The following is a 26,159-nucleotide window of genomic DNA, read 5'->3' as shown; positions in this document are numbered from 1 at the left end:
TGATACAACCCGATCATCAATTTTTAATTACACTAGCGCATACTAAAATGCCATATGGGAAATACGAAGGCAGGTACCTCATCGATCTACCAGAATACTATGTGGTTTGGTATCATGGTAAAGGTTTCCCAAAAGGAAAATTAGGCAATATGCTACAACAAGTGTATGAACTTAAAATTAATGGTTTGGAGTATTTGGTGAGAGATATTAAAGAACGATTTCCAAGGTAGGAGTTGAGTTACGTTTAACGTGTTCGTGTATGGTTTGTGCGACCTATAATCCGTAGGATTTAAGGTTGTATCAAATCCGTAGTTTAAATATATGAATTTTAATTTGAGTATAAGTTTAGCATTGATTATATACGTTGTTGTGTGTTTGTTTATACTGAGTAAAATGGATTTAACATTTAATTGAATAAAGATTAATTAATAAGAGAACTAAGCCAATCATAAATAAACTTATTTGTAGCCATGAGAAAATCTTGGTGCCTTTATTATAGACATTATATTCTCCTTTGAATTGTGTTCCAGAAATAGTTCCAAAAACGACATATCCCATAAAAACTGACAAAACAAAACATACCTCCATGAAGAGAGAGATAGTACTAAAAAAACCTATCTTTTCAATAAAGACTGCTGGTGCTATAATAAATGCTGAGGATAGTGTAACTAATAATTTAGTTTGCTCTAAATATGTTTTACACGCATCATTTTTTGGGTTATCTGCCATAATTTATCTTTCTCCACAAAATGGTGGAATATTACAAAATCTTTTTGCATAAGCTTTGATTACAGATAGAGATGTTCGTTCGTTTAATATTGAATCGTTATCCAATCTATCAATTCTTGCAGGTTCATAGGCAATAGTTTTTATTATTTTTGATATTGATTCACGCCAACTATCTAGTTCTCTTTTAAAGTTTTCATTTGTATTAAAATTACGACTATTCCTTTTAGAAATTTTTTGATATTCAATCAGAGGAAGTATTAATAATTGCTTTGCTTCATTACTGAGTCTTATTTCATTTATATCTTCCATTTCTGAGAGAAAGTCATAAATTTCATCATGAAATGCTGCCATATAGTAGTTTGATCTATAATAATGAGGTTTCTTATTAAGAAACTTATTTATGTTAAATAGGAAGTTTTTATTGAACTTAATAAATACAAACCCTAAAGTTGCAATTACTAATATTAGTATTATAAGTAAAGTAACTAAGATTACAAATGTTAAATCCATTGTTTAAAATTTAATAGTTTCCAAAATGACACACAACATTTGGATATGACATCGTTTGCAATGCTTTATATCCATAGTTAAGCGAAGTTCGTATTTTTTTAGCAGCATGTCAATACGTAGTTCTACGTATGAACCTATCTTTTTTTAATTTTATTAGAGGTCACAGAGTGGTCTGCTGCAATTGTATAGGAGTAAGCTTCATTCATCCCTTTTTTTCCAGAGTGTGTAAATGCCAAAATACGTTTGCCATCTGTTCGTATGTGAATGATCCCAAAATTGGTACGTTGAAATCCGTAGAACAGCCCTTTTGGATCTTCCTTTCTATGCACACCAGAAAACAGTTTCCGCAACTCCTCTGAAGTATAATTTTGTTGTGTTGAGTTCTTAAAGAAATCAGCTAAAGTATCTCTCGTATAGCACAGGTCTTTTTTAGTGAAAAAAGCTGCGAGTTCTGTACTCAGTATAATACTCATATCTGTTCGACTGTTATTGCCCAAGGCAGCCAATAGTGTGGCTCTTGGATGAATGTGCTCATGAAACGAAGACTCGTCACCAGATGAAATGATAGAAATTATAGGAGACGCTTTCTTAAGTGCTTTTACGGCAAAATCATGTGAGCCATGATGAGGTGCTTTAAAAATCTCACATTCTAAAGCTTTTGGATCGGTGACGTTATTCATCATAATGTCTAATGATTCTTTATTTAAATCACCAGTAAAAAGAATTCTCACATTTCCGTACACCATTCTAAAGGCTATAGAATGCCCATTTATGGTGTGCGAAGCTGAGAGTTCTTTCAGCTCTTTATCAGAATCGATATGGATCATGCTCTCGTCTGAATGCTTATTCAAAAAAGGGAGTGCATCATACATCTTATTCCAATAGCTTACTTTTCTTGTAAATGGACCTAAGAGTTCGATCTTGATATCTTCTTCATCTAAAAAATCAAAGATGTTTGTAGTATCCATGCCGTGCGCAATACGTTTGCAATCGATAGTAGTGTTGTTTTGTTCTTCCCAATGTTCTAATGATTTATGCCAATTTTTAAAAGGTGTATTCAATTGATCTTCATCAGCATCTCTTGTGTCATCAAAAAGGTCAATGGCATAGAGTGTGTCGTCAACTTTCTTAGTTCTGCCAAATCGTTTTTTGTCTGGTATTGACACTCCATTTTTTTTGCTTGGCGATTTGGCTAATCCATTGTGGAAAATGCGCTTAGGTTTGATAAACAAACGCTTACGAGCCGTTTTATTAGTTTCAGATTTTACGATCTCATTCAAGCCATCAAAATGATCAGCATCACCATGTGTAACCAAAATGGCATCAACATCCATAGGCTGATCTTTGGATGTATTTTTGTACTGGTATCTCGCAGCAGCATGTCTGGCAAATAGTTTATTATCACCACCATCAATGAACATCACTTTTCCGTCAGGACTTTCAACAATCATACCATCGCCTTGTTGTACATCGACCATAGAAATTTTTAAGACACCTTTTTGTGATAGCTCGAGTTTTCCCGAAACATATTTCACAGAATTACTATAACTATCTATAGACCTGAGTTTCGTCCATTTGTTCTTATATTCGATGATTTCTACTTTGTCGCCAAAAACAAGCTGCATGCGTTTGGTTGATGATTTACTTGCTTTAGCGTATGTTTTTACAAAATCTTCTTTGATGTAGCCAATGATACTCATGATATTATGTTTAGCGTAGGAAGTTTCTAGTTTTGAGATATTTACAATACTTCATAACAAATTTCAAGATATTTTTTGATGAAGTCAATACGTAGTTCTACGTATAACATGGTACTAATTTCTAGGCACATTTGTATTTGGATTAACTTCTTATAAAATAAGACACCTCTTTACTATTAATAAACACGAACTTCGTAATAATCATTTAACCAGAAACTTTAGAGCAATGAAAACAGTTATCAAATATGCTGTAGGTGCAGAAACACTTCAAAAAGTGCTTATGGCTAGTTTAAAGGCCGAATCAACTTATGAATTTCTTATTTCTAAGACTAATAGCGAACATATTGTCAACTGGCTGCATTATAGGAAAGAGAATACTACAGATTTTATTTTGAAAGTGCTTATTCAGCTTGAGCAAATGGAAGTGAAACCAAAATCTATTTCAAATATTCAGTCTAAGGTACATGCCTTCTTTTCTAATTTTAAATCACTCATTGCACCTATGTCAGATGAAGCAGTGATCAAAGCTGCATTAAAGGCTGATAGTTTTTACCTTAATAGACTCAAAGAGATACGTAAGTCTGTGGTTGTTACTAACGAACTTTATCAATTTTATACAAACCAAATCAATATGATTGCAAGTCCATCAAAACAGTTAGATTCGCACAACACTTTAATTAGTTGATAATAACCATAATAATGTATTGAGGTTTAATTGCAAAAAGAGGCTATTTTTGATATTCGTGAATAAACCAAAAACAATTCAGAAATAACTATTTAAATTTTGTAAATTTGCCTGCGTTTAACAGCGCAACATGACAACTACTAAATATATTTTTGTAACTGGAGGTGTAACATCCTCACTTGGAAAAGGCATCATTGCCGCATCCTTGGCTAAATTACTCCAAGCTCAAGGTTACAGAACGACCATCCAAAAATTAGACCCTTATATTAATGTAGATCCCGGAACTCTAAATCCGTATGAACATGGTGAATGTTATGTTACAGATGATGGCGCAGAGACTGATTTAGATTTGGGACATTATGAGCGCTTTTTAAACGTACCAACTAGCCAGTCTAATAATGTAACTACTGGTCGTATCTATCAAAGTGTCATTGAAAAAGAGCGTCGTGGTGAATTTCTCGGGAAAACCGTTCAAGTGATTCCGCATATTACAGATGAGATCAAACATCGTGTACAAATTCTGGGACAAACAGGAGATTATGATATCGTGATTACTGAAATAGGTGGAACTGTTGGTGATATTGAATCTTTGCCTTATGTTGAAGCGGTTAGACAATTAAAATGGGAACTAGGAGAAAACAATGCCATTGTTATTCATTTAACTTTAGTACCTTACTTATCTGCTGCTGGTGAGTTAAAGACCAAACCAACACAACACAGTGTGAAGACATTGATGGAAAGTGGAGTTATGGCAGATGTTTTAGTATGTCGTACTGAACATGAGCTCCCTGCTGAGGTACGTACGAAGTTGGCTAAATTTTGTAACGTTCGTCCAGAAGCCGTTATTCAATCTATAGACGCATCAACAATTTATGATGTACCTAATTTAATGTTAGAAGAAGGTCTAGATAAAGTAGTGCTTAAGAAATTAGCACTCGATAGCTCAGAACCTGATTTAACACAGTGGAATCAATTTTTAACACGTCATAAGAATCCAACTGGTGAAGTTACCATTGGTTTAATTGGGAAGTATGTAGAGCTTCAGGATTCATACAAATCTATATTAGAAGCGTTTATTCATGCTGGTGCTGAAAATGAAGTGAAAGTAAAAATAGAATCGATTCATTCGGAGTATTTAACCCAAGCCAATGCATCTGATAAGCTGAAGCATTTGCATGGTGTACTTGTAGCACCAGGATTTGGGGAACGCGGTATTGAAGGTAAAATCGAAGCTGTAAAATATGTCCGTGAGCAAAATATTCCATTTTTAGGCATATGTTTAGGCATGCAAATGGCAGTTATTGAATATGCTAGAAACATATTAGGCTTAAAGAACGCCAATTCTACAGAAATGGATGAAGAGACAGCCAATCCAGTAATTGATTTGATGGAATCTCAAAAGACGGTCACAAATAAAGGTGGTACAATGCGACTTGGTGCATGGGATTGTGACTTATTAGATGGCAGCATTGCTAAAGACGTTTATGATGCTAATACTATTAAAGAACGTCACAGACATCGTTACGAATTTAACAACACTTATAAACAACAAATTGAAGAGGCTGGTATGAAAGCAACAGGACTGAACCCTGAGACTGGTTTAGTTGAAATCATTGAAATACCAGATCATAATTGGTTTGTTGGTGTACAGTATCACCCAGAATATAAAAGTACAGTGGCTAGTCCGCATCCACTATTTGTAGCTTTTGTAAAAGCAGCCTTGAATTTCAAAACAGATAAAAATAGTGTCAGTATGGCACAAAACTAATATTGGACAGTTTTTTGCTAATAAAAATCTGTCCGCTCCTAAATTTAGGAGACGCTAATTAATACAAATGGAAGAAAAAAAATTTGATCTAAACTCCATTATAGGATTCATTCTTATTTTTGGAATTTTGGTGTACATGATGTGGCAAAACCAGCCTACACCAGAAGAACTAGCAGAACAAGAGAAACAAGAGCAGTTAGAAGCAGAGAAGAAAGCAGCAGCAGAAAAAACTAATGAAGATACATTGGTCACTACTGCTGAAGATTTTTCAAATACAACAGCAAAAGATTCCCTTCAACTAGAGAATTTAAAAAACAAACTTGGTGCATTTGCTTATGCATCTGCATTGCCTTCGGCTACAGATAAAGAAACTACTGTAGAAACAGATGTTTTGTCTTTGAAATTTAGTAATAAAGGCGGTTTTATTTCAGAAGCGAAACTTAGAAATTTTGTGGATTATGATTCAGTTCCAATACACTTAATCAAAAACAACAATGAAAGTTTTAATATTACATTTCCAACTGCCGATAATAGAATTTTAAATACGAAAGACCTTTATTTTGAGCCATCAGTGAGTAAAAATGGCAATAATACCGTTGTGTCGATGAAGCTCAAGGTTTCTGAAAGTAAATTTTTAGAATACCGCTATGAGCTGAAGCCAGATGACTACATGATGGATTTTTCAATACGTTCGCAAGGATTGTTAAACGTGATTAATAGCTCGCAAGCTATTAATTTAGATTGGAGGCTCAAAGCGTATAGTCATGACCAAAGTATTAGTTATGAAAATCGTTATACACGATTAACATACATGCACGATGATGGTAAAATTGACAAACTATCACAAGCAGGAGATGATGAGGAAACAATTGAAGACGTAAAGTGGTTATCTTACAGACAACACTTTTTTAGTACTATTTTAGTAGCAGATCAGCCTTTTAAAACAGCAGATATTTCTAGTAAGGATTTGGTTGAAGATGAAGATATTGATACGATTTTCACAAAACAATACTATTCAAAATTGCCGTTAACATTTACAGGTGGTGAAGCCAATAATAGCTTTCAACTTTATTTTGGGCCTACCGATAGCAAGATTTTAAAGCAATATGATCATGATCTTGTAGAAAGTATTCCATTTGGTTGGGGAATTTTTGGTTGGATCAATAAAACATTGTTCATCCCACTTTTCGGATTCTTAAGTTCATTCTTGCCTTATGGTATAGCCATCATCGTAATGACAGTACTTATCAAACTTATGATGTCTTTTGTTCAGTACAAACAATTCTTGTCACAAGCAAAAATGAAGGTGTTGAAACCAGAATTGGATGCGATAAGAGAAAAGCATAAAGACAATAAGATGAAAGCGCAGCAGGAAACAATGGCTTTACAGAATAAGGCTGGTGCGAGTCCGTTAGCAGGTTGTTTACCTGGTTTGATTCAATTACCAGTTTTCTATGCGTTATTCACATTTTTCCCAACTGCATTCGATCTAAGGCAGAAGAGTTTCCTTTGGGCAGATGATTTGTCGTCTTATGATGTAATTGCCGAGCTGCCATTCAATATTCCATTATATGGAGACCATGTCAGTTTATTTCCAATTTTAGCAGCAATAGCAATTTTCTTTTACATGAAAATGACTACTGGGCAACAAATGGCTTCTCAGCCAACTCAAGAAGGTATGCCAGATATGAGTAAAATGATGAAGTATATGATCTACTTCTCACCAATATTAATGCTAGTGTTCTTTAACCAATATGCATCTGGATTAAGTTTGTATTATTTTATTTCTAACTTAATTAGTATCGGGATTATGTTAGTGATTAAAAATTACATCTTAGATGAAGATAAGATTCATGCTCAAATTCAGGAAAATAAAAAGAAGCCTAAAAAGCAGAATAAATTCCAAAAGAAGATGGCTGAAATGATGGAGCAAGCTGAGCAACAAAAGCAAGCACAACAGAAAAGGAAGCGTTAAACATTATTATGTGATTTAAAAAGCCTTTAGACAATCCTAAAGGCTTTTTTTATGTTTTATAGAGTAGTTACTTGCTTACATTTATTTGAGAGAATACCTTTAAGTGAATTTTTTCGTAGTTTGTGCCTTATAAAAAAAGCGCCTCTAGAATTCCTAAAGGCGCTTTACCAACCAATCATAATCAAATCAATTATATGTGCTATTAATCAATCAATTTGAAATGAACTTTTCAATATCAAGATATTTTTTGATATTATATATTATAAGTCTCTTATAACTCTACTTATTCCATGAATAACACCATTTATAGCTTGCACATCTGTGGCTATAATTGGGTTTGAACCTCCATCAGGATCTATAATCGCAGGTGTTCCAGCATCAATAGTAATGCTTGGACCTCCAAATGTAGGAACTGAGTTACCATCTAATCCACCTAGATCTTCAGCTCTTACGTTTAAATCAGTCAATACGTGCAGGTTTAAAGTTGCTTCTAAAGTTGCAGTAGGAATGTCTGCTGCACTTGCTAAACTTAAATCCGTTAGTAAGTCTCCAAACGCAGCATTTGTTGGAGCAAAAACAGTATACGGAGATGCATCATTATTGGCATCATTACTACTTAAAACACTTACATAATCTGTAGGCGTCAAATCTGTTAATGCAGCGACTAAAGTTGAGAAGTTTGGATTAGCAACGGCATGTGTTACAATTGTCGGTAAATCAATAACTTCGTTTACAATATGAATCACACCATCAGTACCAACTACATCTACAGTAGATACCATAGAAATACCATTTAGCATAACGCTTCCATCTTCACCTACATTCACATACATACTTAGATTGTCTGCATCAGCATTAGCAGCTAAAGTGGTTACGTATCCAGAAGCTAATCCAGTAGAAAATGCTGCAGCACCATCTATGACATGGTTTGCTAAAATACTAGCTAAAGGGTTTGTGTTTGGATTTGTAAAAGAACCAAACGCATCATTTGTAGGCGCAAAAACAGTATACGGGCCATTGCCTGGTAACGGAACTAGGTTTTCTCCTATTAAAGCACCTTCTAATGAAGATAAACTTTCATTATTTACAACATGGTCTACAATAGTAGGAATTGTAATAACTGCATCAATAACATGTACTGTACCATTTGATGCAGGAATATCAGCTAAATCAGCTGAAGCTACACTAGCCATATTATTAAATCTTGGTAAAGCTCCGTTAGTATCAAAAAGTATGCTCACATTTTCTCCAGCTACACCAGCTGCGAGCGTATTAGAATATCCTCTTCCATCTGCTCCTGATAATATAGCTAAATCAGTAGCACTGATATCACCAGATATAACATGGTTTCTTAAAATTTGTTCTAATACGTCAGGATCTACTTGATCAAGTGGTGTACCACCCAAAAATGTGTCAAAAGCATCATTAGTTGGTGCTAATACAGTGAATGGTCCGTCACCACTTAAAACAGTTCCTAGGTCTCCATTAGCAGCTTGAATAGCTGCAACTAGACTTGATAATGCAGGTGTTGCTTGTGCAGTTTGAACAATATTTAATTGTTGTGGTAAGATAATTTGATTGTTATCATCATCGTCACTACAAGATTGTAGGGCAAGTACAAATAGTAATAGTGGTAAAATTCTTAATGTTTTTGAAATAATTTTCATTTTTTTGAGTTTTTGTAGTTTAACTTTATTAATAATTTCAATTAGTCTGTTCAACAAAATTAAGAAATGATTAAACAAAATATAAAAACCTGTTTGTTTTTTATGTTAACTTTAACAATTAACACCGTAAGTTCACATGCTCAAGATCCTGTAAATCAATTAGATGAAAATGGTAAGCGGCATGGTTTATGGAAAAAGAGTTTTCACAATACAAACCAACTAAGATACTCTGGGCAGTTTTTTCACGGAAAAGAAGTAGACACGTTCAAGTTTTATACCTTGAAGAATGGAAAGAGTGTACTAAGTGGAATCAAAGTATTTAATAAAGATAATGATATAGCATCTGTTACTTTTTTATCATCAAAAGGCAAGGTCATTAGTGAAGGAAAGATGAACGGAAAACTCTATTTTGGTAAATGGGTGTTCTATCATAATAAATCTGATTCTATAATGTCTGTAGAGCACTATAACGATCAAGGGCAATTACATGGAGAGAAAACAGTATATTATGAGAATGGACAAATTGCTGAGATATCAAATTACACGAATGGAAAACTTGAAGGTGAGTCTATATGGTATTCTGATAAAGGGGTTGTTTTAAAACGATTTCTTTATGAGAATGACGAACTACATGGTGTTTCTAAATATTACGATGCAGAGGGTGTTTTGCTTGCAGAAGGCAAATACCAAAAAGGGAGAAAACATGGTATATGGACCTATTATGAAGATGGTAAATTAAAAGAAACAAAAGACCATACAAGACGAAGTAAAAACCCAAAGAAACAATAGGTAAAATTTATCTAACACATAGTAATTTACAATAGCAACATCATACGTGTTGCTATTTTTATTTCTTAATTTTGCAACATGAAAAGAGTTATAGTTGGACTTTCTGGTGGAGTAGACTCTAGTGTTGCGGCATATTTGCTGAAAGCGCAAGGTTATGAAGTTATAGGCTTGTTTATGAAAAACTGGCACGATGACTCTGTGACTATTTCTGACGAGTGCCCTTGGTTAGATGATAGCAACGATGCTTTATTAGTAGCGAATAAACTCGGAATTCCATTTCAAACGGTAGATTTGAGTGAACAATATAAAGCACGTATTGTCGACTATATGTTTGATGAATATCAAAAAGGGAGAACGCCTAATCCAGATGTCCTATGTAATAGAGAGATTAAATTTGATGTCTTCATGAAGATAGCTCTAGAGCTTGGAGCAGATTATGTAGCTACAGGCCACTATTGTAGAAAAAGTTTTATTGAAAAAGATGGAGAAACTATTTATCAATTGCGATCGGGTATTGATACAAATAAAGATCAATCTTACTTTTTATGTCAATTATCTCAACAACAATTAGCTAAAGCTCTTTTCCCTATCGGTGAATTAACAAAGCCAGAGGTACGTGCTATTGCATCAGAACAAAATTTGGTAACAGCTGATAAGAAAGATTCACAAGGATTATGTTTTATAGGTAAAGTGAGATTACCAGAATTTCTTCAGCAGAAATTAAAACCAAAAGAAGGTGTCATTGTTGAAATTCCTAAAGAAAAGGAGATATATAACGAAACATTATTAGATTTTGCTTCTAAGAAAGAGCAACTTCAGTACTTGACAAAACGAGTTGGATATTCGGTAACAGATGGAAAAGTTGTAGGCAAACATCAAGGTGCTCACTATTTTACCAAAGGACAACGTAAAGGCCTAGCCGTTGGTGGCACTGCAGAACCACTATTTGTAATAGAAACTGATGTTAAAGAAAACGTAATTTATACTGGTCAAGGTAAATCACATCCAGGTTTACTTAAAAGTGCGTTGTTTGTTACAAATGACGAATTGCATTGGGTTCGTCAAGATTTAAAACTAAATACAGACGAATCAATGGCTGTGAAAGCAAGAATTAGATATCGTCAGCCATTACAAGAGGCAACACTTTATAAAGTAAACAATGGTCTTTTTGTTGAGTTTAAAGTTCCTCAATCAGCAATTACTGAAGGTCAGTTTGTCGCTTGGTATTTAGATGATGAATTAGTAGGTTCGGGAGTTATTTCTTAAATTGCAGTAAAAATCGCCCAAATTGTTGCAATATGAAAAAAATATTACTCTATAGTGTAATCCTCTTTCAATGCATTGCTTTTGCTCAACAAGATGCTTGGGTTTATCTAACAGATAAAGAAAATGTATCTGCATCTATTGCCAACCCAATTGCCATTCTTACTCAAAATGCTATTAATAGAAAGGCTGCCCACAATATAATGATTGATGAGCGAGACGTTCCCGTAAATGAAAGTTATATATCACAATTAAAAAATCAACCAGGTATTACAGTACATGCAAAGTCTAAGTGGTTTAATGCGGTTTATGTTAGAGGCACAGAGGCAAACATTAGTGCTCTAGAGTCTCTTAGTTTTGTTGAATCTGTTGATTTTGCTAATAAAGCCCTTAATTCAGAATCACGCTCATCAGAACACAATGACAAGTTTGAAATTGAAGAAAATTTAGTCGATTTTTCGTATGGTAATGCTCAAAATCAAGTTGAAATGATTAGCGTTGATGCATTACACCTAGATGACTACACTGGCGAAGGGATTATTATTGCTGTTTTAGATTCTGGTTTCCCAAATGTTGATACGATGGCTGCTTTTCAACGCTTGAGAGATAATGGTGATTTACTGGGAGGTTATGATTTTGTTGATAGAACTCCAGATGTTTTTGCATTTACAGCTAATACTCATGGCACTAGAGTTTTAAGTAATATGGCAGGTTTTATTCAAGATCAGTATGTTGGTACAGCACCAGATGCAAGCTATTATTTATTCAGAACTGAAGATGCAAATAGAGAAACACCTCTTGAAGAGATGCTTTGGGTCGAAGCAGCCGAAAGAGCAGATAGTTTAGGTGTTCATATCATTAACTCATCACTAGGTTATAGAGTTTACGACAATACAAATTATAGCTATACTACAGATGATATGGATGGTAATACAGCTTTTATTACAAAAGGCGCTAACATTGCTAATGAAAAAGGAATTTTGGTAGTTGCTTCAGCAGGTAATTCTGGTAATAATGATTGGCAAATTGTTGGTGCTCCAGCAGATGCAGCTGGTGTTTTAAGTGTTGGAGCTGTAAACGCAACAGGTCAGTATGCAACGTTTAGTTCTAGAGGTAATGCAACACAACCTACCCAAAAACCAGATGTGGTAGCTAGAGGAGAGGCAGCATTTGTGATTGATGAAACTAATAATGTGGTCAATAATAATGGAACCTCTTTTAGTTCGCCTATTTTAGCTGGAGGCATAGCGTCATTATGGCAAGCGTTGCCAAATGCATCGCATGAAGAAATCAAGCAATATGTGCGAATGTCTGCATCACAGTATAATACACCAAACTTTTTGTTAGGTTATGGTATTCCTAATTTGCAGTTGGCTTTTGATATAGGTTTATCTGTAGAAGAAGAAACATTTACTAGTTTTAATATATTTCCTAATCCAGCTACAACTATTCTGAATATTCAAGTTCCATTTGGTATTAGCAATACCAATCTAAAAATTTACGATACACTAGGGAAACTTATATTAGATCAAAATTTACAACGAGCATCATCACAATTAGATGTATCATCTATGGCTTCTGGCGTTTATATCATGTCTTTTCAATCTGAAAATACTTCAAAACTGTTTAAACTGATTAAATCTTAAATGGCAAATTCTATCACCAATTTATTTGGTATTAAATATCCTATCATTCAAGCAGGAATGATTTGGAATAGTGGTTGGAAACTAGCTTCTGCCGCGAGTAATGCTGGAGCATTAGGATTAATTGGTGCTGGGTCTATGTATCCTGATGTATTGCGAGAACATATTCAGAAATGTAAAATGGCAACCGATAACCCTTTTGGAGTCAATGTTCCAATGTTATATCCTAATATTGAAGAAATTATGGATATCATTGTTGAAGAAAAGGTTTCTATTGTGTTTACTTCAGCAGGAAATCCAAAAACATGGACAGCTTGGTTGAAGGAAAGAGGAATTACTGTCGTTCATGTGGTAAGTAGTGTCAAATTTGCTTTAAAAGCTCAAGAAGCTGGAGTTGATGCGGTTGTTGCTGAAGGTTTTGAAGCAGGAGGGCATAATGGTAGAGACGAAACCACAACACTTACACTCATACCTATGGTAAGAGAGCATCTGCATATTCCTTTGATTGCTGCGGGAGGAATAGCCACTGGAAGCGCTATGTTGGCTGTAATGGTATTAGGAGCTGATGCAGTACAGGTTGGTAGCAGATTTGTTGCAAGTGAAGAATCTTCTGCTCATGAAGCTTTTAAACAAGTAGTCGTTGAAGCTAAAGAAGGGGATACACAATTGACATTAAAAGAATTAGCACCTGTACGATTAATAAAGAATAAGTTCTACAATGAACTACAAGAGCTATATAAAAAAGGTACAACTGTTGAAGAGCTTAAAACCCATCTTGGAAGAGCAAGAGCAAAACGAGGTATGTTTGAAGGTGATCTTGACGATGGAGAATTAGAAATTGGTCAGATTTCTGGATTAATTCATGATATTAAACCTGCAGCTCAAATAGTAGAAGATATGATCAATGAGTTTAAACAAGCACAACAACAGGCAAGTCAACCATTATATTAAAAAATAGTATATTTGGTCGATAGCAATCATCTCCCTTAATATTTATGAATTCTAGCCTTAATGTTTTAATTCCTGATGGTAATAGCACATGGGCATTAGCGGTTATCAATTGCTTATCTGAGATTAATGAGTATAAGTTATTCGTGCTTTCAGATAAAAAGCGCACAGCAACTAAATTTTCAAGGTACACATCCTATTACAAATACTATAAAAGAGATACAGATACGGATTGGTTGCATCTTATCATCAATGAAGTTAAAGCACAACAAATTTCGGTTATTATCCCTATTGCTGAGAATGAAATACAATTTTTCATTAGGCATAAACATCTTTTACCTGCTACCGTAAAGATTATTCCTTTACCGTTCTTAAAAAGTTTTGAAACAGCTACAAATAAGCATAAACTAAGTCTATTTTTAGATGAATATGACATTCCACATCCTAAGTTCTTTTATGCTAAAAGTGCCACTACAATTAACGAAAGTTTATCTCTATTACAATTTCCAATTCTGTTAAAACCATTGAGTGAGAAAGGTGGAGATGGGATTGTGAAATTTGATGATAGATCAGCACTAGATAATTACTTGAATACGTTTTCCAGTAGTGATGAATTATTCATTCAAGAATACATATTAGGTTACGACATAGATTGTAGTGTGTTATGTTTAGATGGCGAAGTTCTAACATATACCATTCAAAAAGGGAATTTAAAAGGGCATAGTATTTTCGCACCGCAATTGAGTTTTGAATTTATTGAGAATGATGAGGTTATAAAAGTTGTTAAGCAATTAATGAAACAGCTTAACTGGTCTGGTGTCGCGCATATAGATATGCGATACGATAGTCAAGCAAACAACTATAAGGTAATTGAAGTAAATGCTCGTTTTTGGGGTAGTTTAGAAGGCTCAAAATATGCAGGTGTTAACTTTCCTGATCTCGCCATTCAATTAACTATTAATAACAAAATCGAAGCCCCAAAGGCTGTACCTATTATTTATATGCGATTAAAAGGCGTCTTAAAATCTATTAAATACAAGCCTTGGTTTATCTTTAAAACACATTTTTTACTAAACCATACTGAAGCGAAATCTTTTTTAAAGGATCCTTTACCAACATTTTATAAATTTAGAGAATGGTTTGGAAGACTTTTTTAGACTATTAATCATAATTATTCACTTTATAAAACAACAAAAGAGGACCTAGGTCCTCTTTTGCTTGAAACGTTTTTTAACAACAAAATTTTTAAATCCCTCTAAAATAATAGCTAAAAAAGTTTCTACCCCAAATACCTAACCTACTAAAATAAGGTATTTAATAAAGTAAAAATAAAGGTTTCTATTGGGTTGATTAAAAAAAAATAATCCAACTTATTAACAATTTTTAATTATAACCCAATAATTATCAACCTTTTGAATTTAATATCTATGAAAATTGAATGTTGTTTACTAGATATAGATTAGTAAAACTTACCTTTGAAAACTATAATAAACGCACATTTGATCTTAACTAACTATACAAAAGAATTTAAATACAACTGGCAACTTGCTGCTCCTGTAATGTTGGGTATGTTAGGGCATACTTTTGTGAGTTTTGTTGATAATATTATGGTTGGTCAACTTGGGACTGCAGAATTAGCAGCTGTTTCATTAGGGAATAGTTTTATTTTTATTGCCATGTCTCTTGGAATAGGTTTCTCTACAGCAATAACATCTTTAGTGGCTGAAGCAGATTCAGCAAATAATTTTAAAAATGGCAAATCGGCTTTTAAACATGGCTTATTTTTATGTATAGTTTTAGGTATTGCACTCTTTGTAATGGTTTTCTTTGCAAAGCCACTTATGTATTTAATGAAACAACCTAAAGAGGTTGTAGTATTAGCAATGCCTTACCTAGATCTTGTTGCCTTTTCACTCATCCCTCTCATAGTATTTCAAGCATTTAAACAGTTTAGCGATGGGTTGTCAATGACACGATATCCAATGTATGCAACCATATTTGCTAATCTCATAAATGTACTACTAAACTATATCTTAATTTTTGGAAAGTTTGGTTTCCCTGAAATGGGAATCGTTGGAGCGGCTTATGGTACATTGGTTTCAAGATTTATAATGGTTGCACATTTATGGTGGTTACTTACAAAAAAAGACAAATCAAGAGATTATGTAACTCAAGTTAAGATATTCGCATTAGATAAATTGATGCTTAAAAAAGTAGTTAATTTAGGGTCGCCAAGCGCTATGCAAATGTTTTTTGAAGTTGCCATTTTTACAGCGGCAATATGGCTTAGTGGTTTGCTAGGTAAAAATCCCCAAGCCGCTAATCAAATTGCTTTGAATCTGTCTTCAATGACTTTTATGGTGGCAATGGGATTAAGTGTTGCTTCAATGATAAGAGTAGGAAATCAAAAAGGATTACATCAATATTTTGAACTTAGACGAATCGCTTTTTCAATATTTTTATTAGCCGTTTTATTGGCAGCATGTTTCGGAATTATTTTCTTTATGTTCCATGAGCATTTGCCAAAATTATATGTTGACTATAATGATGCAAAAAACTTAATTGATAATACAGAAGTGGTAAGTATAGCATCAAAACTTATGCTAGCTGCAGCTATATTTCAAATTAGTGATAGTATACAAGTTGTAGTATTGGGAGCTTTAAGAGGTTTGCAAGATGTAAAAATACCAACACTTATTACATTTTTGTCGTATTGGGTAATTGGGTTTCCTATAAGTTATTTTCTAGGGAAAGAAGAAGCTTATGGAAGTTTTGGTATTTGGCTTGGTTTATTAGCTGGTTTAACTACAGCTGCAATATTATTATATATTAGATTTAATTATTTAACGAAAAAGTTAATTTTGTTGAATACTAATCCGTAAAATAAGATGGAACTTCCAAAATTTATATTAGGTGATAATACAGATTATCCAAATGCTATTTATGTAATACATACTGATTTTCCTAGATTTATTCTAAATTTAGAAGATGACGAAGTAGAATGGTTTGAAGAATTTGATGAACATGATCAAAAAGAGATTGAAAGGGAAACAGAAAACTTGATACAGCAAGCTACAGATTTTTACGATAGAGAAATTGAAAGATACGATGCCTAATGCTTGAAGAGTTAGTTAAACTTGATACCGAATTATTTATTCACCTAAACTCGCTTGGAACTTCAGCTTGGGATGGATTCTGGATGTTTTATACAACCAAATTTAACTGGATTCCTTTTTATATCATCTTAGCTTACTTGATGTACAAGCGATTAAATACAAAAATGTTTGTACTTACCCTATTAGTAATTGCGCTTTTGATTACGTTTACAGACCAAGTGACCAATTTATTTAAGAAAGTAATTGTACTAAGACTGAGGCCTTGCCATAATCCAGAGATAGAAGGACTATATAGGTTAGTAAAAAGTTCATGTGGAGGTAAATATGGTTATTTTTCTGGGCATGCTTCAAATTCTATGGCTATAGCGGTATTTACTAGTTTAATGTTAAAATCTAAGTATAAGTATTTACCTTATTTGTTAATCATTTGGGCAATGGTAATGGGTTATAGCAGGATATACATAGGAGTACACTATCCGTTAGATGTATTAAGCGGAATGTTTTTTGGTGGATTTTCTGGTTTTTTATTTTACAAATTAGATATGTATTTACAATCAAGATTTCAACTTAAATAATTTGCTATAACTTCTTTTTTGACACGTTATAGTTGATATATTTCTTTTTCATCCATAAGTAAGCAAAGCAATCTGTTAAAGGTCCCAATAATCGGTTAGAAAGTCCAAATTTAGACTTACCTGCTATTCTTGGAAAATGACGCACAGGAATCTGAATAATAGTGCCATTCTGTAGCAAAACCATAGCAGGTAAGAATCGATGTAAGCCTTTGAATAGCGGAATTTGTTTTGCATATTCTGCTTTAATAATTTTCAATGGGCATCCAGTGTCATCCATACCATCTTTAGTGAACGAACGACGAATACGGTTCGCTATTTTTGATGATAGACGCTTGAAAAAATCATCTTTTCTATTTTTACGAACACCAGTGACTAAATCGTAAGTGTTAGCATGTTCGAGAAGGAGATTAAAATCTTCAAGAGTAGTTTGTAAATCAGCATCTATATAACCTACAAGTTCAGTGTCAACATAATCAAAACCAGCTTTTAGTGCAGCGCTTAAACCTTCATTTTTAGAAAAAAGAATGTAATTGAAGTCAGTGTTTTTTTTACAAATGTTCTCAATATATTCTTGGCTAGTATCAGTTGACCCATCATTTATAAAGAGTACTTTAGTTGGTAGTTTAGCGATGGTCATGTAAGTTATTAGTTCTGACTCTAAACGCTCTAAGTTGTCCTCTTCATTATAAATTGGAATAATAATAGTAAACTTATAAATCATACAAGATGTTAATCAAGTGCTAACCCTAATAGGTATTCAGCGGCTACAAAGGGTGTTGTTGTACCTTCTTCAATGAGTTGTAATTGAGTGCTAAGTGCTGTTTTGATTTTTTTCTGATTAAAGAAATCTGATTTCAGCCGTTCTTCAATGGTTTGTAATAACCAGAATTTATTTTGCGCTTTTCTATTGTGATCAAAATAGCTATTAGCTTTTGAGTGCTTTTCATAGTTTTTGATCAGTTGCCATATTTCAGAAATTCCTTCTTGCTTCAGTGCACTACAAAGTAAAACCTTAGGTTGCCATTCAGATTCTTTTTGAGGGTATAAATGTAAGGCTCTATTAAATTCAACTTTAGCTAATTTTGCAGCTTTTTGATTTTCGCCATCTGCCTTATTTATAGCTATAGCATCAGCCATTTCAATAATCCCGCGTTTAATACCTTGTAACTCGTCACCGGCTCCAGCTAGTTTCAAGAGTAAGAAAAAATCTACCATGCTATGCACTGCAGTTTCGCTTTGCCCAACTCCTACGGTTTCAATAATTACAGTATCAAAACCAGCAGCTTCACACAAAATGATTGTTTCTCTAGTCTTACGGGCAACACCACCTAACGATGTACCTGATGGAGAGGGTCTAATAAAGGCGTTCGTGTCTTTTACCAAATCTTCCATTCGTGTTTTATCACCTAAAATACTTCCTTTACTTAGGCTACTGCTAGGATCTACTGCCAATACTGCAACTTTTTTTCCTGTAGTAGTCAAATGTATACCTAAGGCTTCAATAAAGGTGCTTTTGCCTACACCAGGAACACCAGTTATTCCTATTCTAATGGAATTATTTGCATATGGTAAACATGATTTTATAATTTCATTAGCCTTTTTTAAATGTAATGGATTTGAACTTTCAACTAAAGTAATGGCTCTACTCAAAGCTGTAATATTCCCATTCAATATTTGAGTTATTAGTAATTGAGATGTAGGCTTAGACTTTCGTTTCTTTCTAATATTTTCAATAGAAGAGTTATTGGTGATTTCAGATATTGAAACCCCTTCTTTATTTTTTAAAGCAGAAGATTTTGATGTTTTAGACAAAAGTCTTACTTGTTTTAATCTTTTAATACCACTAAAGGTACTGCAATTTTTGTTTTGTCCCAAGCCATAGTAAGCTTAAGATCATCAGTAGAATTATCAAATGCTATAGTAAATTGCTCAACAACCTTGTCTAACTTTTCAACAGGAACATCAATTTCAAGAAGATCATAGTTAGGATCCCAAAGCGGCTGCATTTGTTCATCAACACCCCAAGGATACTGCTTAGTATTGAACATCACTTTCCATACGCTGTCATTTGGAACTGTCCATATACTATATTTTCCAGCGGGCACATATATGCCTTTAACCATTAAATTTTTATTGGTTTCTAATGTTGTAGCTTCATTAGCACCTGTTCTCCAAACCTTACCATAAGGAACCAAGGCTCCAAAAATATCTCGTTCTTTTTTTGATGGTCTATTGTAAAAAACTTCAAGTTTTAAATCGTTAAGTTTAAACTCTACAGTATCTTTAGGACTCAACCGATTAGAAAAAATATTTTCAACAAAATAGGAATATAGAAATAGACCAATGGCTATTATAGACAGAATGATTAATAGTCGTTTTAAAAACGTATTCATAAAAATAATTGATTTCTAAATGCGATATAAATATACTAGTAAATATATTACATCACAATAGATGTTAACGTAGTTTTAGTAGATTTTTTAAAAAATAAAAAACAAATTGCAACACTCCATTTTTTGTATCGTCTTTATTATGAACTATACCAAACCAAAACGAGTTTAGATGTTACAAACTGACATCATCGAAAAATGTAAACAAAACAATCGTGTAGCCCAATTGCAATTATACAAACAGTATTGTGATGGCATGTATATAGTTGCTATGCGTTTTGTAAAGGATTCTATGGAAGCTGAAGATATCGTACAGGAAGCCTTTATTAAAGCATTTTCGAAGTTGCACCAGTTTAAGGCTGAAGTCTCATTTGGAGCTTGGTTGAAACGCATCGTCGTTAATAAAAGCATTGATTTGTTAAAATCTAGAAAGAAACAAATCTTAGAACTAGAAGAGGTGCACCTTAAAATAGTTGATGCAAATTATGAAGACGAATGGTTAGTAGACGATACCATAACATTGGAGGAAGTCAAAGAAGCAATTAGCAATTTGCCTGAAAAGTATAGATATGTAGTAATGCTCTATCTAATTGAAGGATACGACCATCAAGAAATATCTGAAATTTTAGACATTAGCGAAGTTGCTTCAAGAACACAACTTTCAAGAGGAAAATCAAAATTAAAAGAACTATTAACACCTTTGAGTAATGGGACAAGACATTAGACGCTTATTTGAAAACGAGAACAAAGATTCTCAAGAAAAAATGGAACAAGGACATGAAGCACGTTTTCTTAAAAAGTTAGATGACGCTTTTCCAGAAACATCAATCAAAAAACGCTTCAGTATTTGGCAAATTGCCGCTAGTATTGTCATTCTAATAAGTTTGAGTTATGGCGCTTTTAAATTCTTTCAAATACCTGAAAAAATTGAGCCTGAACTAGCAAAACAAGATACAAGTAATGATGCTATCAAGTCACTTGGTGATATTTCTCCTGACCTGAAGAAGGTTGAAAATTATTACTTAGCTAATATTAACTTAGAGTTGTCAAAAGTAAAACTTACACCAGATAACAAAGAATTGTTTGATGGTTATGTACTCAAGCTAGAAGAACTTAACGAAGAGTATAAACGCTTGTCTGTTGAACTTACAGAGAATGGTCCTAACGAACTCACAGTAAGCGCGTTGATAGATAATTTAAAAATACGCCTTAGTTTATTATATCGTCTAAAAGAACAATTGCGTGATCTAAATACTTTAAAAGATGAAGATTCGCAAAATGCTATTATTTAATAATCAATGAAATAGATTATTAATCAAACAGATTTAATCAGAAAAATTTTTAAAAATGAAAACAAGATATAAATTTTTAATGCTATTACTATCAATTAGCATTAGTGTTTCGGCACAAAAAAAGCTAACTAAAATTTCAGAATCTATAAAAGTTACAGATAATGTTACTATAGATTTAAATACGAGTTATGTTGAGATAGAGGTCGATACTTGGAATAAGAATACTTTAGAAATTGAAGCCTATATTGAAGATGAAAAGCTTTCTAAAGATGAACTCGAAAAGGCCCTTAAAAATTGGAATATTGAAGTCGAGGGTTCTGGTGATTATGTGTCTATTCGTTCAAAAGGGTCTCCTCTTTCAACATGGACAAATTATGACTTTGATTATAATTTTTCTCCATTAGTGAAATTAGAGCTAGAATTAGTTGATTTACCGGAAATGCCAGAAATGCCAGAAATGCCTGAGTTGGTTGAAATTCAAGAATTCAATTTCCCTGAGATGCCAGAAATGCCTGAGATTCCTGAACTTCCAGAAGGTATAAAAAGTGTGCACTTTGATACCGAAGCTTATAAAAAAGAAGGTGAAGTGTATCTTCAGAAATGGAGTAAAGAATATGAGTTGAAATATGGTGCTGAATTTAAAGAACGTATGGAAGATTGGGCTAAAAAAATGGCAAAGGTAGATTTTTCAACTTACGAAAAAGATATGGAAAAATGGGGTGAAAAATACGGAAAGAAATTTGGTAAAGACTATCAGAAGAAAATGGAGGTGTATGCCAAACAATTGGAAGAGCGATTTAGTGGTGAATGGGCAGAAAAAATGGAAGCTTGGGGAGAGCGTTATGCTGAACAAATGGAAGAGCGAGCTGCTGCTTTAGAACAACGAAACGCTGCTTTAGAAAAGCGTATAGCCGAAAGGGAATTAATGAAACTTAAACGAGACGAAAAGGTTGCGAAACGCTTAGAAGAGCGTCAAAAAATTCAGGAACTTCGTACTCTAGAACTTAAAAATAGTTTGAAGCATCACCTTGGCGATAAGGTGAAGAAAACTATAAAAATAAAGATGCCTAAAGATGCAAAACTAAAAATGAATGTAAGACATGGTGAGCTTAAGTTCTCATCAGTAATAAAGAACTTAAAGGCAGATATATCACATGCTACACTTGTAGCTAATCACATTGATGGAAGCGAGACTTCCATCAATGTGTCTTACTCACCTGTTTTAATTTCTACATGGAGTCTAGGAGAGCTTAAATTGAACCACGTTAGTAAAGCAAAAATAACAACGGTAGATCGTTTGGTACTTAATTCTAATTCTTCTAATACAATTATCGGAACTTTAATAGGAAACGCCATAATTGATGGCAGTTTTGGTGATTTATCTATTATCAATATTGCAGATACGTTTAACAATCTTAATGTTATTATTGAAAATAGTGATGCAGTAATAGCATTGCCTAAAACAGATTTTAATTTGCAATATAAAGGTAATCGTTCACGATTTAGTCACCCTGAGAGTAGCACTACAACTAATATTTCTAATTATTCTACAGGTAATTTAAGCAGTAATAAAACCATAGTGCTTAATGCTAAATATAGTAATGTCATCATGCAATAATTTTTGTGATTTGAATCTATGCTTGCATAGTTTCAGAATCTTATTCAGATACTTTATTTTTGAGAAAAATCTCTAAAGTGATTCAAAACACATTTTCTCATTTTTTATATTGTATTAGCCCTCAGCCACTTCATATCTTAGACAGTTCCATAGTAAAATCAGATTATATTGGTATAGATTTATCTACAACTAATGAAGAGCTAAAGCATGTTGATGTTTCTTCATCTAAGAAACTAGAGAGCTATATAGACCATCATATCAAATTAAATAAAGCTAAAGTAGCTTTTGGTGGTTACCTCGAAACAAGAGCTATTTATCAACGTAGTGATTATTTTAATGATAATAAATCAAATCTTGCGCGCAATATTCATTTGGGCATCGATTTATGGATTGCTGCTGAGACGCCCATTTTTGCACCTCTAGATGCTATAGTTCATAGCTTTAATAATAACAAAAACTTTGGCGATTATGGGCCAACTATAATCTTGGAACATAAGATTAAAAATATTACGTTTTATACCTTATATGGGCATCTGAGTTTAAGCTCAATAAAAACGATATCTATTGGGCAAGTCTTCAAAAAAGGTGAGCTACTCGCAACATTAGGTAGCACTTCTGTTAATGGTGATTATCCACCACATTTGCACTTTCAGATCATAAAAGATATAGAACATTATGTTGGAGATTACCCAGGCGTATCTACTAAAAGAGATTTAGAGTTCTACAATTACAACTGCCCTGACCCAAACATGTTATTAAAATTAAAATAAAAGGGCAAAGATTAATACGAAAATTCTTTCAAAATATTATTTTTACAGCTATCAAAAAATACAAGCAGATGAAATGTTTTTTTTCAATTTTAATTTTTACCATTTTCACTCAATCACTTTTTTCGCAAATTAATTTTCAAAAAGGTTATATAATTAAAGATAACAAGGAAAAAATTAGTTGTTATATAAAAAATGAAGGCTGGGACAATAGCCCAAAAACAATCAAATACAAACTAACTAATAGTTCAACTATAGAAGTAGTTGAGACCAAAAGTATTTTTGAATTTGGAATAGAAGATATAGTTCGTTACAGAACTATAAAAACCAAAATAGACGTATCAAAAAGTAAAGAAATAAGACTAAATTCAATTGAGTTATTGGCTAAGGTTATCATTGAAGGGGAAGCTATATTATATTATAATAATGACAACGATCAAGAAAAGTATTTTTACAGTGTTAATGATTCTGAAATAAGACAATTGATTAGGAAAGAATATTTTGATGATGAAGAGTTGAAATATAATAATGATTATTTAGTGAAGTTAAATAGTGATGTCAAATGTATAACTGAAAGTAATTTTGTTAGAATTAAGTTCAATTTAAGTAGTTTAAAGAATTACTTTTTAGAGTATAATACTTGTAAAAATATAGAAAACGTATATGTAAGTAAGGCTAGACGTGTTAAAGCAAGGTTTAAAGGTCATCTTGGGCTTAATTTTTCTGCTTTAGATATGGAATTTAGTTTTAATAGGAACGATTTTCTTGATAGGTCATTGAGCTTTAAGAATGAAATATCACCAGTCATTGGTTTTGAAGGCGAATTTTTATTGCCAACAAATAACTATAAGTTTTCTTTAAATGCATCTGCGTTTTATAAAAGCTTTAAAGCTGAAGCTTTCAATGAAAAAACGGCTGAAGATTTTGAAGTTGATTTACAGTCAATTCAAATTATATTAGGTGCTAGGTATTTAATGTATCTCAATGAAGAATCTAAATTTTTTATAGGTCCAGATGTAGCTATGGATATTGGGTTGAAAAATGAATTGACTTTAAATCAAGCTAATCAAGAACTTTTTGGAAACATAATAAATGATTTACCAGTTAACTTCTCGATGGTTTTTGGATATGACTACAAACGATTTGGAGCTCAACTCAGGTATTTTTTTAATACTAACTTATCAACATTTGAAGATATCGCTGAAGTTAATTTCAGTAGCATTTATTTAACAGCTACCTATCGGATATTTTAATTAATTGGTTTTAAAGAAAGAACTCTTTACACCTTTAACTTCTGTCTTGATTTTAAATATTGAGCCAGCTAATGGAAATTGTTCGTTCTCTTGAGCGTTCATATCTACAGAAGCAGTTGTAATATAGAGGGTGTCTAGACCTTCACCGCCAAAAGCACAGGCAGTTACATTATGGGCAGGCACATTTACTTTTGATATTAACTTGCCAGTTTCAGAATCAAACTGAAGCACTGCGTTACCATTCCACATTCCAACCCAAAGATTGTCGTTTTCATCTATTGTCATGCCATCAGGAAAACCCAATGAATCATGAATTTTTGTAACAATACGTTCATTTGAGATATTACCTAAACCGTTGTCATAATCATAAGCTTTTATTTCTGCTGTAGGTGTATCAATGTAGTACATTTTAGTTCTATCTTTGCTCCAAACAATACCATTAGAAATTGTAACACTATCCTTTTTAAGCTGTGCGTCACCTTTAGCGTTTATCATGTAGAGGTTTGCTTTATATCGTTCTTGACTAAATGCCATAGAGCCAACCCATAAGCGTCCAGAAGGATCACATTTACCATCATTAAAACGGTTACTAGGTATATCTCTTTCAACATCACTTAGAAGTTCAGTATAGCCGTTATTAGTATCTATTATGTATATACCATCTTGGAGCGCTATAATAGATTCGTTATCTATATTTGAAGGAACAACAGTACCAATACTTGAAGGCGTTTGAAGTGTTCTATTTGTTTTATTCTTTGGACTATAGATGTGTAAGCTATTGTCTAAAATATCAATCCAATACAATTCATGTGTTTTATGATTCCAGAAGGCACCTTCTCCTAATTTAGATTCTATTTTATATTCTAAACTTGCATTTAGGACTTTTATAGAAAGTTTCTCCTTCTCATTAAAATTGCAAGAGTAGAGCGTAATAATTAAAGTAAGATAATACAAAGGCTTCATTAGTTTAAGCCATTAAAGTTCTAGTTGTTCAGTTGCTTCTTTGCTAATGATGTGCCAATTACGAATCCAATAAACGCAAATATACCATCAGAAATTGAAAACCACAATTCTTTTGGTAACATAAAAATATAAAAGAACGTAGCAGCTACTATTAACCCTCCAACAATATAAGCAGGAATCATACTAGTTTTTGAAATCAAACCTGCGATAAACATTCCTACTACAATGCCCATGAAATGTGCAATTACTACAAATACTTTTGAACCAGTTGGTATTTTATCCATATTGTTTTTTATCCATTCCATATCCATAGGGTCTGCACCTTCAGGTAAAGGGAACAAATTATGCCCAATAAGTGTTTCAAACATATAAACGACTATAGATGCTACTATAAACCCTACAATGGTAGCCAAAATATTTCTCATGAGTTCTAGTTTTTTTGACCTCTATCTCGGTAGCGATCATGATTAGTTAGACGCTCTAAGGTAAAAAAAAATCCTAATAGTTT

At 33.1% G+C, this 26,159-nt stretch carries 26 protein-coding genes; 17 read left to right on the top strand and 9 right to left on the bottom strand.

Annotated elements, in window-relative coordinates; all coding sequences use genetic code 11:
- Window positions 1-2 precede the first annotated feature (2 nt).
- Entirely contained in the window at window positions 3-230 is a 228-nt protein-coding gene (locus tag Q0876_RS09080; protein WP_299226741.1) for a DUF3820 family protein, read from the top strand.
- 169 nt (window positions 231-399) lie between these two features.
- On the opposite strand, the gene Q0876_RS09075 is transcribed toward Q0876_RS09080, so the two are convergent.
- The 3 genes from Q0876_RS09075 to Q0876_RS09065 all read right to left on the bottom strand — a co-directional run bounded on the left by Q0876_RS09075 (window position 400) and on the right by Q0876_RS09065 (window position 2,939).
- Window positions 400-729: a hypothetical protein gene (locus Q0876_RS09075; protein WP_299226565.1), complete on the bottom strand. Its 330-nt coding sequence runs from the start codon at window positions 727-729 to the stop codon at window positions 400-402.
- A gap of 3 nt (window positions 730-732) precedes the next feature.
- Complete coding sequence (locus Q0876_RS09070) at window positions 733-1,080, bottom strand: hypothetical protein (protein WP_299226563.1); 348 nt, start codon at window positions 1,078-1,080, stop codon at window positions 733-735.
- 293 nt (window positions 1,081-1,373) lie between these two features.
- The gene (locus Q0876_RS09065; protein WP_299226561.1) at window positions 1,374-2,939 is read right to left on the bottom strand and encodes an MBL fold metallo-hydrolase; all 1,566 of its coding nucleotides are present in this window, start codon (window positions 2,937-2,939) and stop codon (window positions 1,374-1,376) included.
- Window positions 2,940-3,165: 226 nt separating this feature from the next.
- Here Q0876_RS09065 and Q0876_RS09060 point away from each other — a divergent pair, with 226 nt between their 5' ends.
- From Q0876_RS09060 to yidC, 3 genes are all read left to right on the top strand, one after another.
- On the top strand, window positions 3,166-3,624 hold the full coding sequence (locus Q0876_RS09060) for a hypothetical protein (RefSeq protein WP_299226559.1): 459 nt from the start codon (window positions 3,166-3,168) through the stop codon (window positions 3,622-3,624).
- 130 nt (window positions 3,625-3,754) lie between these two features.
- Window positions 3,755-5,392: a CTP synthase gene (locus Q0876_RS09055; protein WP_299226557.1), complete on the top strand. Its 1,638-nt coding sequence runs from the start codon at window positions 3,755-3,757 to the stop codon at window positions 5,390-5,392.
- A 67-nt stretch (window positions 5,393-5,459) separates the two neighbouring features.
- Window positions 5,460-7,367, top strand: a complete 1,908-nt coding sequence (gene yidC / locus Q0876_RS09050; RefSeq protein WP_299226554.1) for a membrane protein insertase YidC — start codon at window positions 5,460-5,462, stop codon at window positions 7,365-7,367.
- Between the two features lie 260 nt (window positions 7,368-7,627).
- Here yidC and Q0876_RS09045 read toward each other — a convergent pair whose 3' ends face one another.
- Entirely contained in the window at window positions 7,628-9,034 is a 1,407-nt protein-coding gene (locus Q0876_RS09045) for a fasciclin domain-containing protein (RefSeq protein WP_299226551.1), read from the bottom strand.
- 102 nt (window positions 9,035-9,136) lie between these two features.
- Between Q0876_RS09045 and Q0876_RS09040 the strand changes: the two genes are divergently transcribed.
- The 8 genes from Q0876_RS09040 (at window position 9,137) to Q0876_RS09005 (ending at window position 17,368) form a co-directional block, all read left to right on the top strand.
- Window positions 9,137-9,823 (top strand): toxin-antitoxin system YwqK family antitoxin, encoded by a 687-nt coding sequence (locus Q0876_RS09040; protein ID WP_299226548.1) that lies wholly within the window; start codon window positions 9,137-9,139, stop codon window positions 9,821-9,823.
- A 78-nt stretch (window positions 9,824-9,901) separates the two neighbouring features.
- Window positions 9,902-11,089, top strand: a complete 1,188-nt coding sequence (gene mnmA / locus Q0876_RS09035) for a tRNA 2-thiouridine(34) synthase MnmA (RefSeq protein WP_299226546.1) — start codon at window positions 9,902-9,904, stop codon at window positions 11,087-11,089.
- A 32-nt stretch (window positions 11,090-11,121) separates the two neighbouring features.
- Window positions 11,122-12,732, top strand: coding sequence for a S8 family serine peptidase (locus Q0876_RS09030; protein ID WP_299226543.1), 1,611 nt, complete (start codon window positions 11,122-11,124; stop codon window positions 12,730-12,732).
- Complete coding sequence (locus Q0876_RS09025; protein WP_299226540.1) at window positions 12,733-13,680, top strand: nitronate monooxygenase; 948 nt, start codon at window positions 12,733-12,735, stop codon at window positions 13,678-13,680.
- Window positions 13,681-13,724: 44 nt separating this feature from the next.
- A complete protein-coding gene (locus tag Q0876_RS09020; RefSeq protein WP_299226537.1) occupies window positions 13,725-14,834 on the top strand; it encodes an ATP-grasp domain-containing protein in 1,110 nt (369 codons plus the stop codon).
- 342 nt (window positions 14,835-15,176) lie between these two features.
- The gene (locus Q0876_RS09015; protein ID WP_299226738.1) at window positions 15,177-16,559 is read left to right on the top strand and encodes an MATE family efflux transporter; all 1,383 of its coding nucleotides are present in this window, start codon (window positions 15,177-15,179) and stop codon (window positions 16,557-16,559) included.
- A 6-nt stretch (window positions 16,560-16,565) separates the two neighbouring features.
- Window positions 16,566-16,793, top strand: a complete 228-nt coding sequence (locus Q0876_RS09010) for a hypothetical protein (protein ID WP_299226534.1) — start codon at window positions 16,566-16,568, stop codon at window positions 16,791-16,793.
- Window positions 16,793-17,368 carry a phosphatase PAP2 family protein gene (locus Q0876_RS09005; RefSeq protein ID WP_299226531.1) on the top strand — a complete coding sequence of 192 codons (576 nt, stop codon included), beginning with the start codon at window positions 16,793-16,795 and terminating at the stop codon, window positions 17,366-17,368. Before Q0876_RS09010 ends, Q0876_RS09005 begins: the two co-directional genes overlap by 1 nt.
- Window positions 17,369-17,372: 4 nt before the next feature.
- Here Q0876_RS09005 and Q0876_RS09000 read toward each other — a convergent pair whose 3' ends face one another.
- From Q0876_RS09000 to Q0876_RS08990, 3 genes are read right to left on the bottom strand one after another with little or no spacing between them, the layout of a single operon-like run.
- Window positions 17,373-18,089 (bottom strand): glycosyltransferase, encoded by a 717-nt coding sequence (locus Q0876_RS09000; protein ID WP_299226528.1) that lies wholly within the window; start codon window positions 18,087-18,089, stop codon window positions 17,373-17,375.
- An 8-nt stretch (window positions 18,090-18,097) separates the two neighbouring features.
- Window positions 18,098-19,180, bottom strand: a complete 1,083-nt coding sequence (meaB, locus tag Q0876_RS08995; protein WP_299226525.1) for a methylmalonyl Co-A mutase-associated GTPase MeaB — start codon at window positions 19,178-19,180, stop codon at window positions 18,098-18,100.
- A 14-nt stretch (window positions 19,181-19,194) separates the two neighbouring features.
- The gene (locus tag Q0876_RS08990; RefSeq protein ID WP_299226522.1) at window positions 19,195-19,761 is read right to left on the bottom strand and encodes a DUF2911 domain-containing protein; all 567 of its coding nucleotides are present in this window, start codon (window positions 19,759-19,761) and stop codon (window positions 19,195-19,197) included.
- A 169-nt stretch (window positions 19,762-19,930) separates the two neighbouring features.
- On the opposite strand from Q0876_RS08990, the gene Q0876_RS08985 reads away from it, so the two are divergent.
- From Q0876_RS08985 to Q0876_RS08965, 5 genes are all read left to right on the top strand, one after another.
- Window positions 19,931-20,482 carry an RNA polymerase sigma factor gene (locus tag Q0876_RS08985; protein ID WP_299226521.1) on the top strand — a complete coding sequence of 184 codons (552 nt, stop codon included), beginning with the start codon at window positions 19,931-19,933 and terminating at the stop codon, window positions 20,480-20,482.
- Window positions 20,466-21,050: a hypothetical protein gene (locus tag Q0876_RS08980; RefSeq protein WP_299226518.1), complete on the top strand. Its 585-nt coding sequence runs from the start codon at window positions 20,466-20,468 to the stop codon at window positions 21,048-21,050. The genes Q0876_RS08985 and Q0876_RS08980 overlap by 17 nt, the downstream gene beginning before the upstream one ends.
- A 55-nt stretch (window positions 21,051-21,105) precedes the next feature.
- The gene (locus Q0876_RS08975) at window positions 21,106-22,668 is read left to right on the top strand and encodes a hypothetical protein (RefSeq protein WP_299226515.1); all 1,563 of its coding nucleotides are present in this window, start codon (window positions 21,106-21,108) and stop codon (window positions 22,666-22,668) included.
- A 59-nt stretch (window positions 22,669-22,727) separates the two neighbouring features.
- Window positions 22,728-23,438, top strand: a complete 711-nt coding sequence (locus Q0876_RS08970) for a peptidoglycan DD-metalloendopeptidase family protein (protein ID WP_367276645.1) — start codon at window positions 22,728-22,730, stop codon at window positions 23,436-23,438.
- Window positions 23,439-23,506: 68 nt separating this feature from the next.
- Entirely contained in the window at window positions 23,507-24,688 is a 1,182-nt protein-coding gene (locus tag Q0876_RS08965) for a hypothetical protein (protein WP_299226512.1), read from the top strand.
- On the opposite strand, the gene Q0876_RS08960 is transcribed toward Q0876_RS08965, so the two are convergent.
- Together Q0876_RS08960 and Q0876_RS08955 are read right to left on the bottom strand one after the other, a co-directional pair.
- Window positions 24,689-25,651 (bottom strand): SMP-30/gluconolactonase/LRE family protein, encoded by a 963-nt coding sequence (locus tag Q0876_RS08960; RefSeq protein ID WP_299226509.1) that lies wholly within the window; start codon window positions 25,649-25,651, stop codon window positions 24,689-24,691.
- A gap of 20 nt (window positions 25,652-25,671) precedes the next feature.
- Window positions 25,672-26,076, bottom strand: coding sequence for a hypothetical protein (locus Q0876_RS08955; protein ID WP_299226506.1), 405 nt, complete (start codon window positions 26,074-26,076; stop codon window positions 25,672-25,674).
- Window positions 26,077-26,159: the final 83 nt, after the last annotated feature.

This window comes from uncultured Psychroserpens sp. (assembly GCF_947503375.1).
GTDB lineage: Bacteria > Bacteroidota > Bacteroidia > Flavobacteriales > Flavobacteriaceae > Psychroserpens.
This window is presented reverse-complemented; position numbering and strand designations above follow the sequence as displayed.

Bases quoted from the DNA above. Each gene is read 5' to 3' on its own strand.
- Q0876_RS09075 (WP_299226565.1), bottom strand. From the start codon at position 729: ATGGCAGATAACCCAAAAAATGATGCGTGTAAAACATATTTAGAGCAA.
- Q0876_RS09070 (WP_299226563.1), bottom strand. From the start codon at position 1,080: ATGGCAGCATTTCATGATGAAATTTATGACTTTCTCTCAGAAATGGAA.
- Q0876_RS09065 (WP_299226561.1), bottom strand. From the start codon at position 2,939: ATGAGTATCATTGGCTACATCAAAGAAGATTTTGTAAAAACATACGCT.
- Q0876_RS09060 (WP_299226559.1), top strand. From the start codon at position 3,166: ATGAAAACAGTTATCAAATATGCTGTAGGTGCAGAAACACTTCAAAAA.
- Q0876_RS09055 (WP_299226557.1), top strand. From the start codon at position 3,755: ATGACAACTACTAAATATATTTTTGTAACTGGAGGTGTAACATCCTCA.
- yidC (WP_299226554.1), top strand. From the start codon at position 5,460: ATGGAAGAAAAAAAATTTGATCTAAACTCCATTATAGGATTCATTCTT.
- Q0876_RS09045 (WP_299226551.1), bottom strand. From the start codon at position 9,034: ATGAAAATTATTTCAAAAACATTAAGAATTTTACCACTATTACTATTT.
- Q0876_RS09040 (WP_299226548.1), top strand. From the start codon at position 9,137: ATGTTAACTTTAACAATTAACACCGTAAGTTCACATGCTCAAGATCCT.
- mnmA (WP_299226546.1), top strand. From the start codon at position 9,902: ATGAAAAGAGTTATAGTTGGACTTTCTGGTGGAGTAGACTCTAGTGTT.
- Q0876_RS09030 (WP_299226543.1), top strand. From the start codon at position 11,122: ATGAAAAAAATATTACTCTATAGTGTAATCCTCTTTCAATGCATTGCT.
- Q0876_RS09025 (WP_299226540.1), top strand. From the start codon at position 12,733: ATGGCAAATTCTATCACCAATTTATTTGGTATTAAATATCCTATCATT.
- Q0876_RS09020 (WP_299226537.1), top strand. From the start codon at position 13,725: ATGAATTCTAGCCTTAATGTTTTAATTCCTGATGGTAATAGCACATGG.
- Q0876_RS09010 (WP_299226534.1), top strand. From the start codon at position 16,566: ATGGAACTTCCAAAATTTATATTAGGTGATAATACAGATTATCCAAAT.
- Q0876_RS09005 (WP_299226531.1), top strand. From the start codon at position 16,793: ATGCTTGAAGAGTTAGTTAAACTTGATACCGAATTATTTATTCACCTA.
- Q0876_RS09000 (WP_299226528.1), bottom strand. From the start codon at position 18,089: ATGATTTATAAGTTTACTATTATTATTCCAATTTATAATGAAGAGGAC.
- Q0876_RS08990 (WP_299226522.1), bottom strand. From the start codon at position 19,761: ATGAATACGTTTTTAAAACGACTATTAATCATTCTGTCTATAATAGCC.
- Q0876_RS08985 (WP_299226521.1), top strand. From the start codon at position 19,931: ATGTTACAAACTGACATCATCGAAAAATGTAAACAAAACAATCGTGTA.
- Q0876_RS08980 (WP_299226518.1), top strand. From the start codon at position 20,466: ATGGGACAAGACATTAGACGCTTATTTGAAAACGAGAACAAAGATTCT.
- Q0876_RS08975 (WP_299226515.1), top strand. From the start codon at position 21,106: ATGAAAACAAGATATAAATTTTTAATGCTATTACTATCAATTAGCATT.
- Q0876_RS08965 (WP_299226512.1), top strand. From the start codon at position 23,507: ATGAAATGTTTTTTTTCAATTTTAATTTTTACCATTTTCACTCAATCA.
- Q0876_RS08960 (WP_299226509.1), bottom strand. From the start codon at position 25,651: ATGAAGCCTTTGTATTATCTTACTTTAATTATTACGCTCTACTCTTGC.
- Q0876_RS08955 (WP_299226506.1), bottom strand. From the start codon at position 26,076: ATGAGAAATATTTTGGCTACCATTGTAGGGTTTATAGTAGCATCTATA.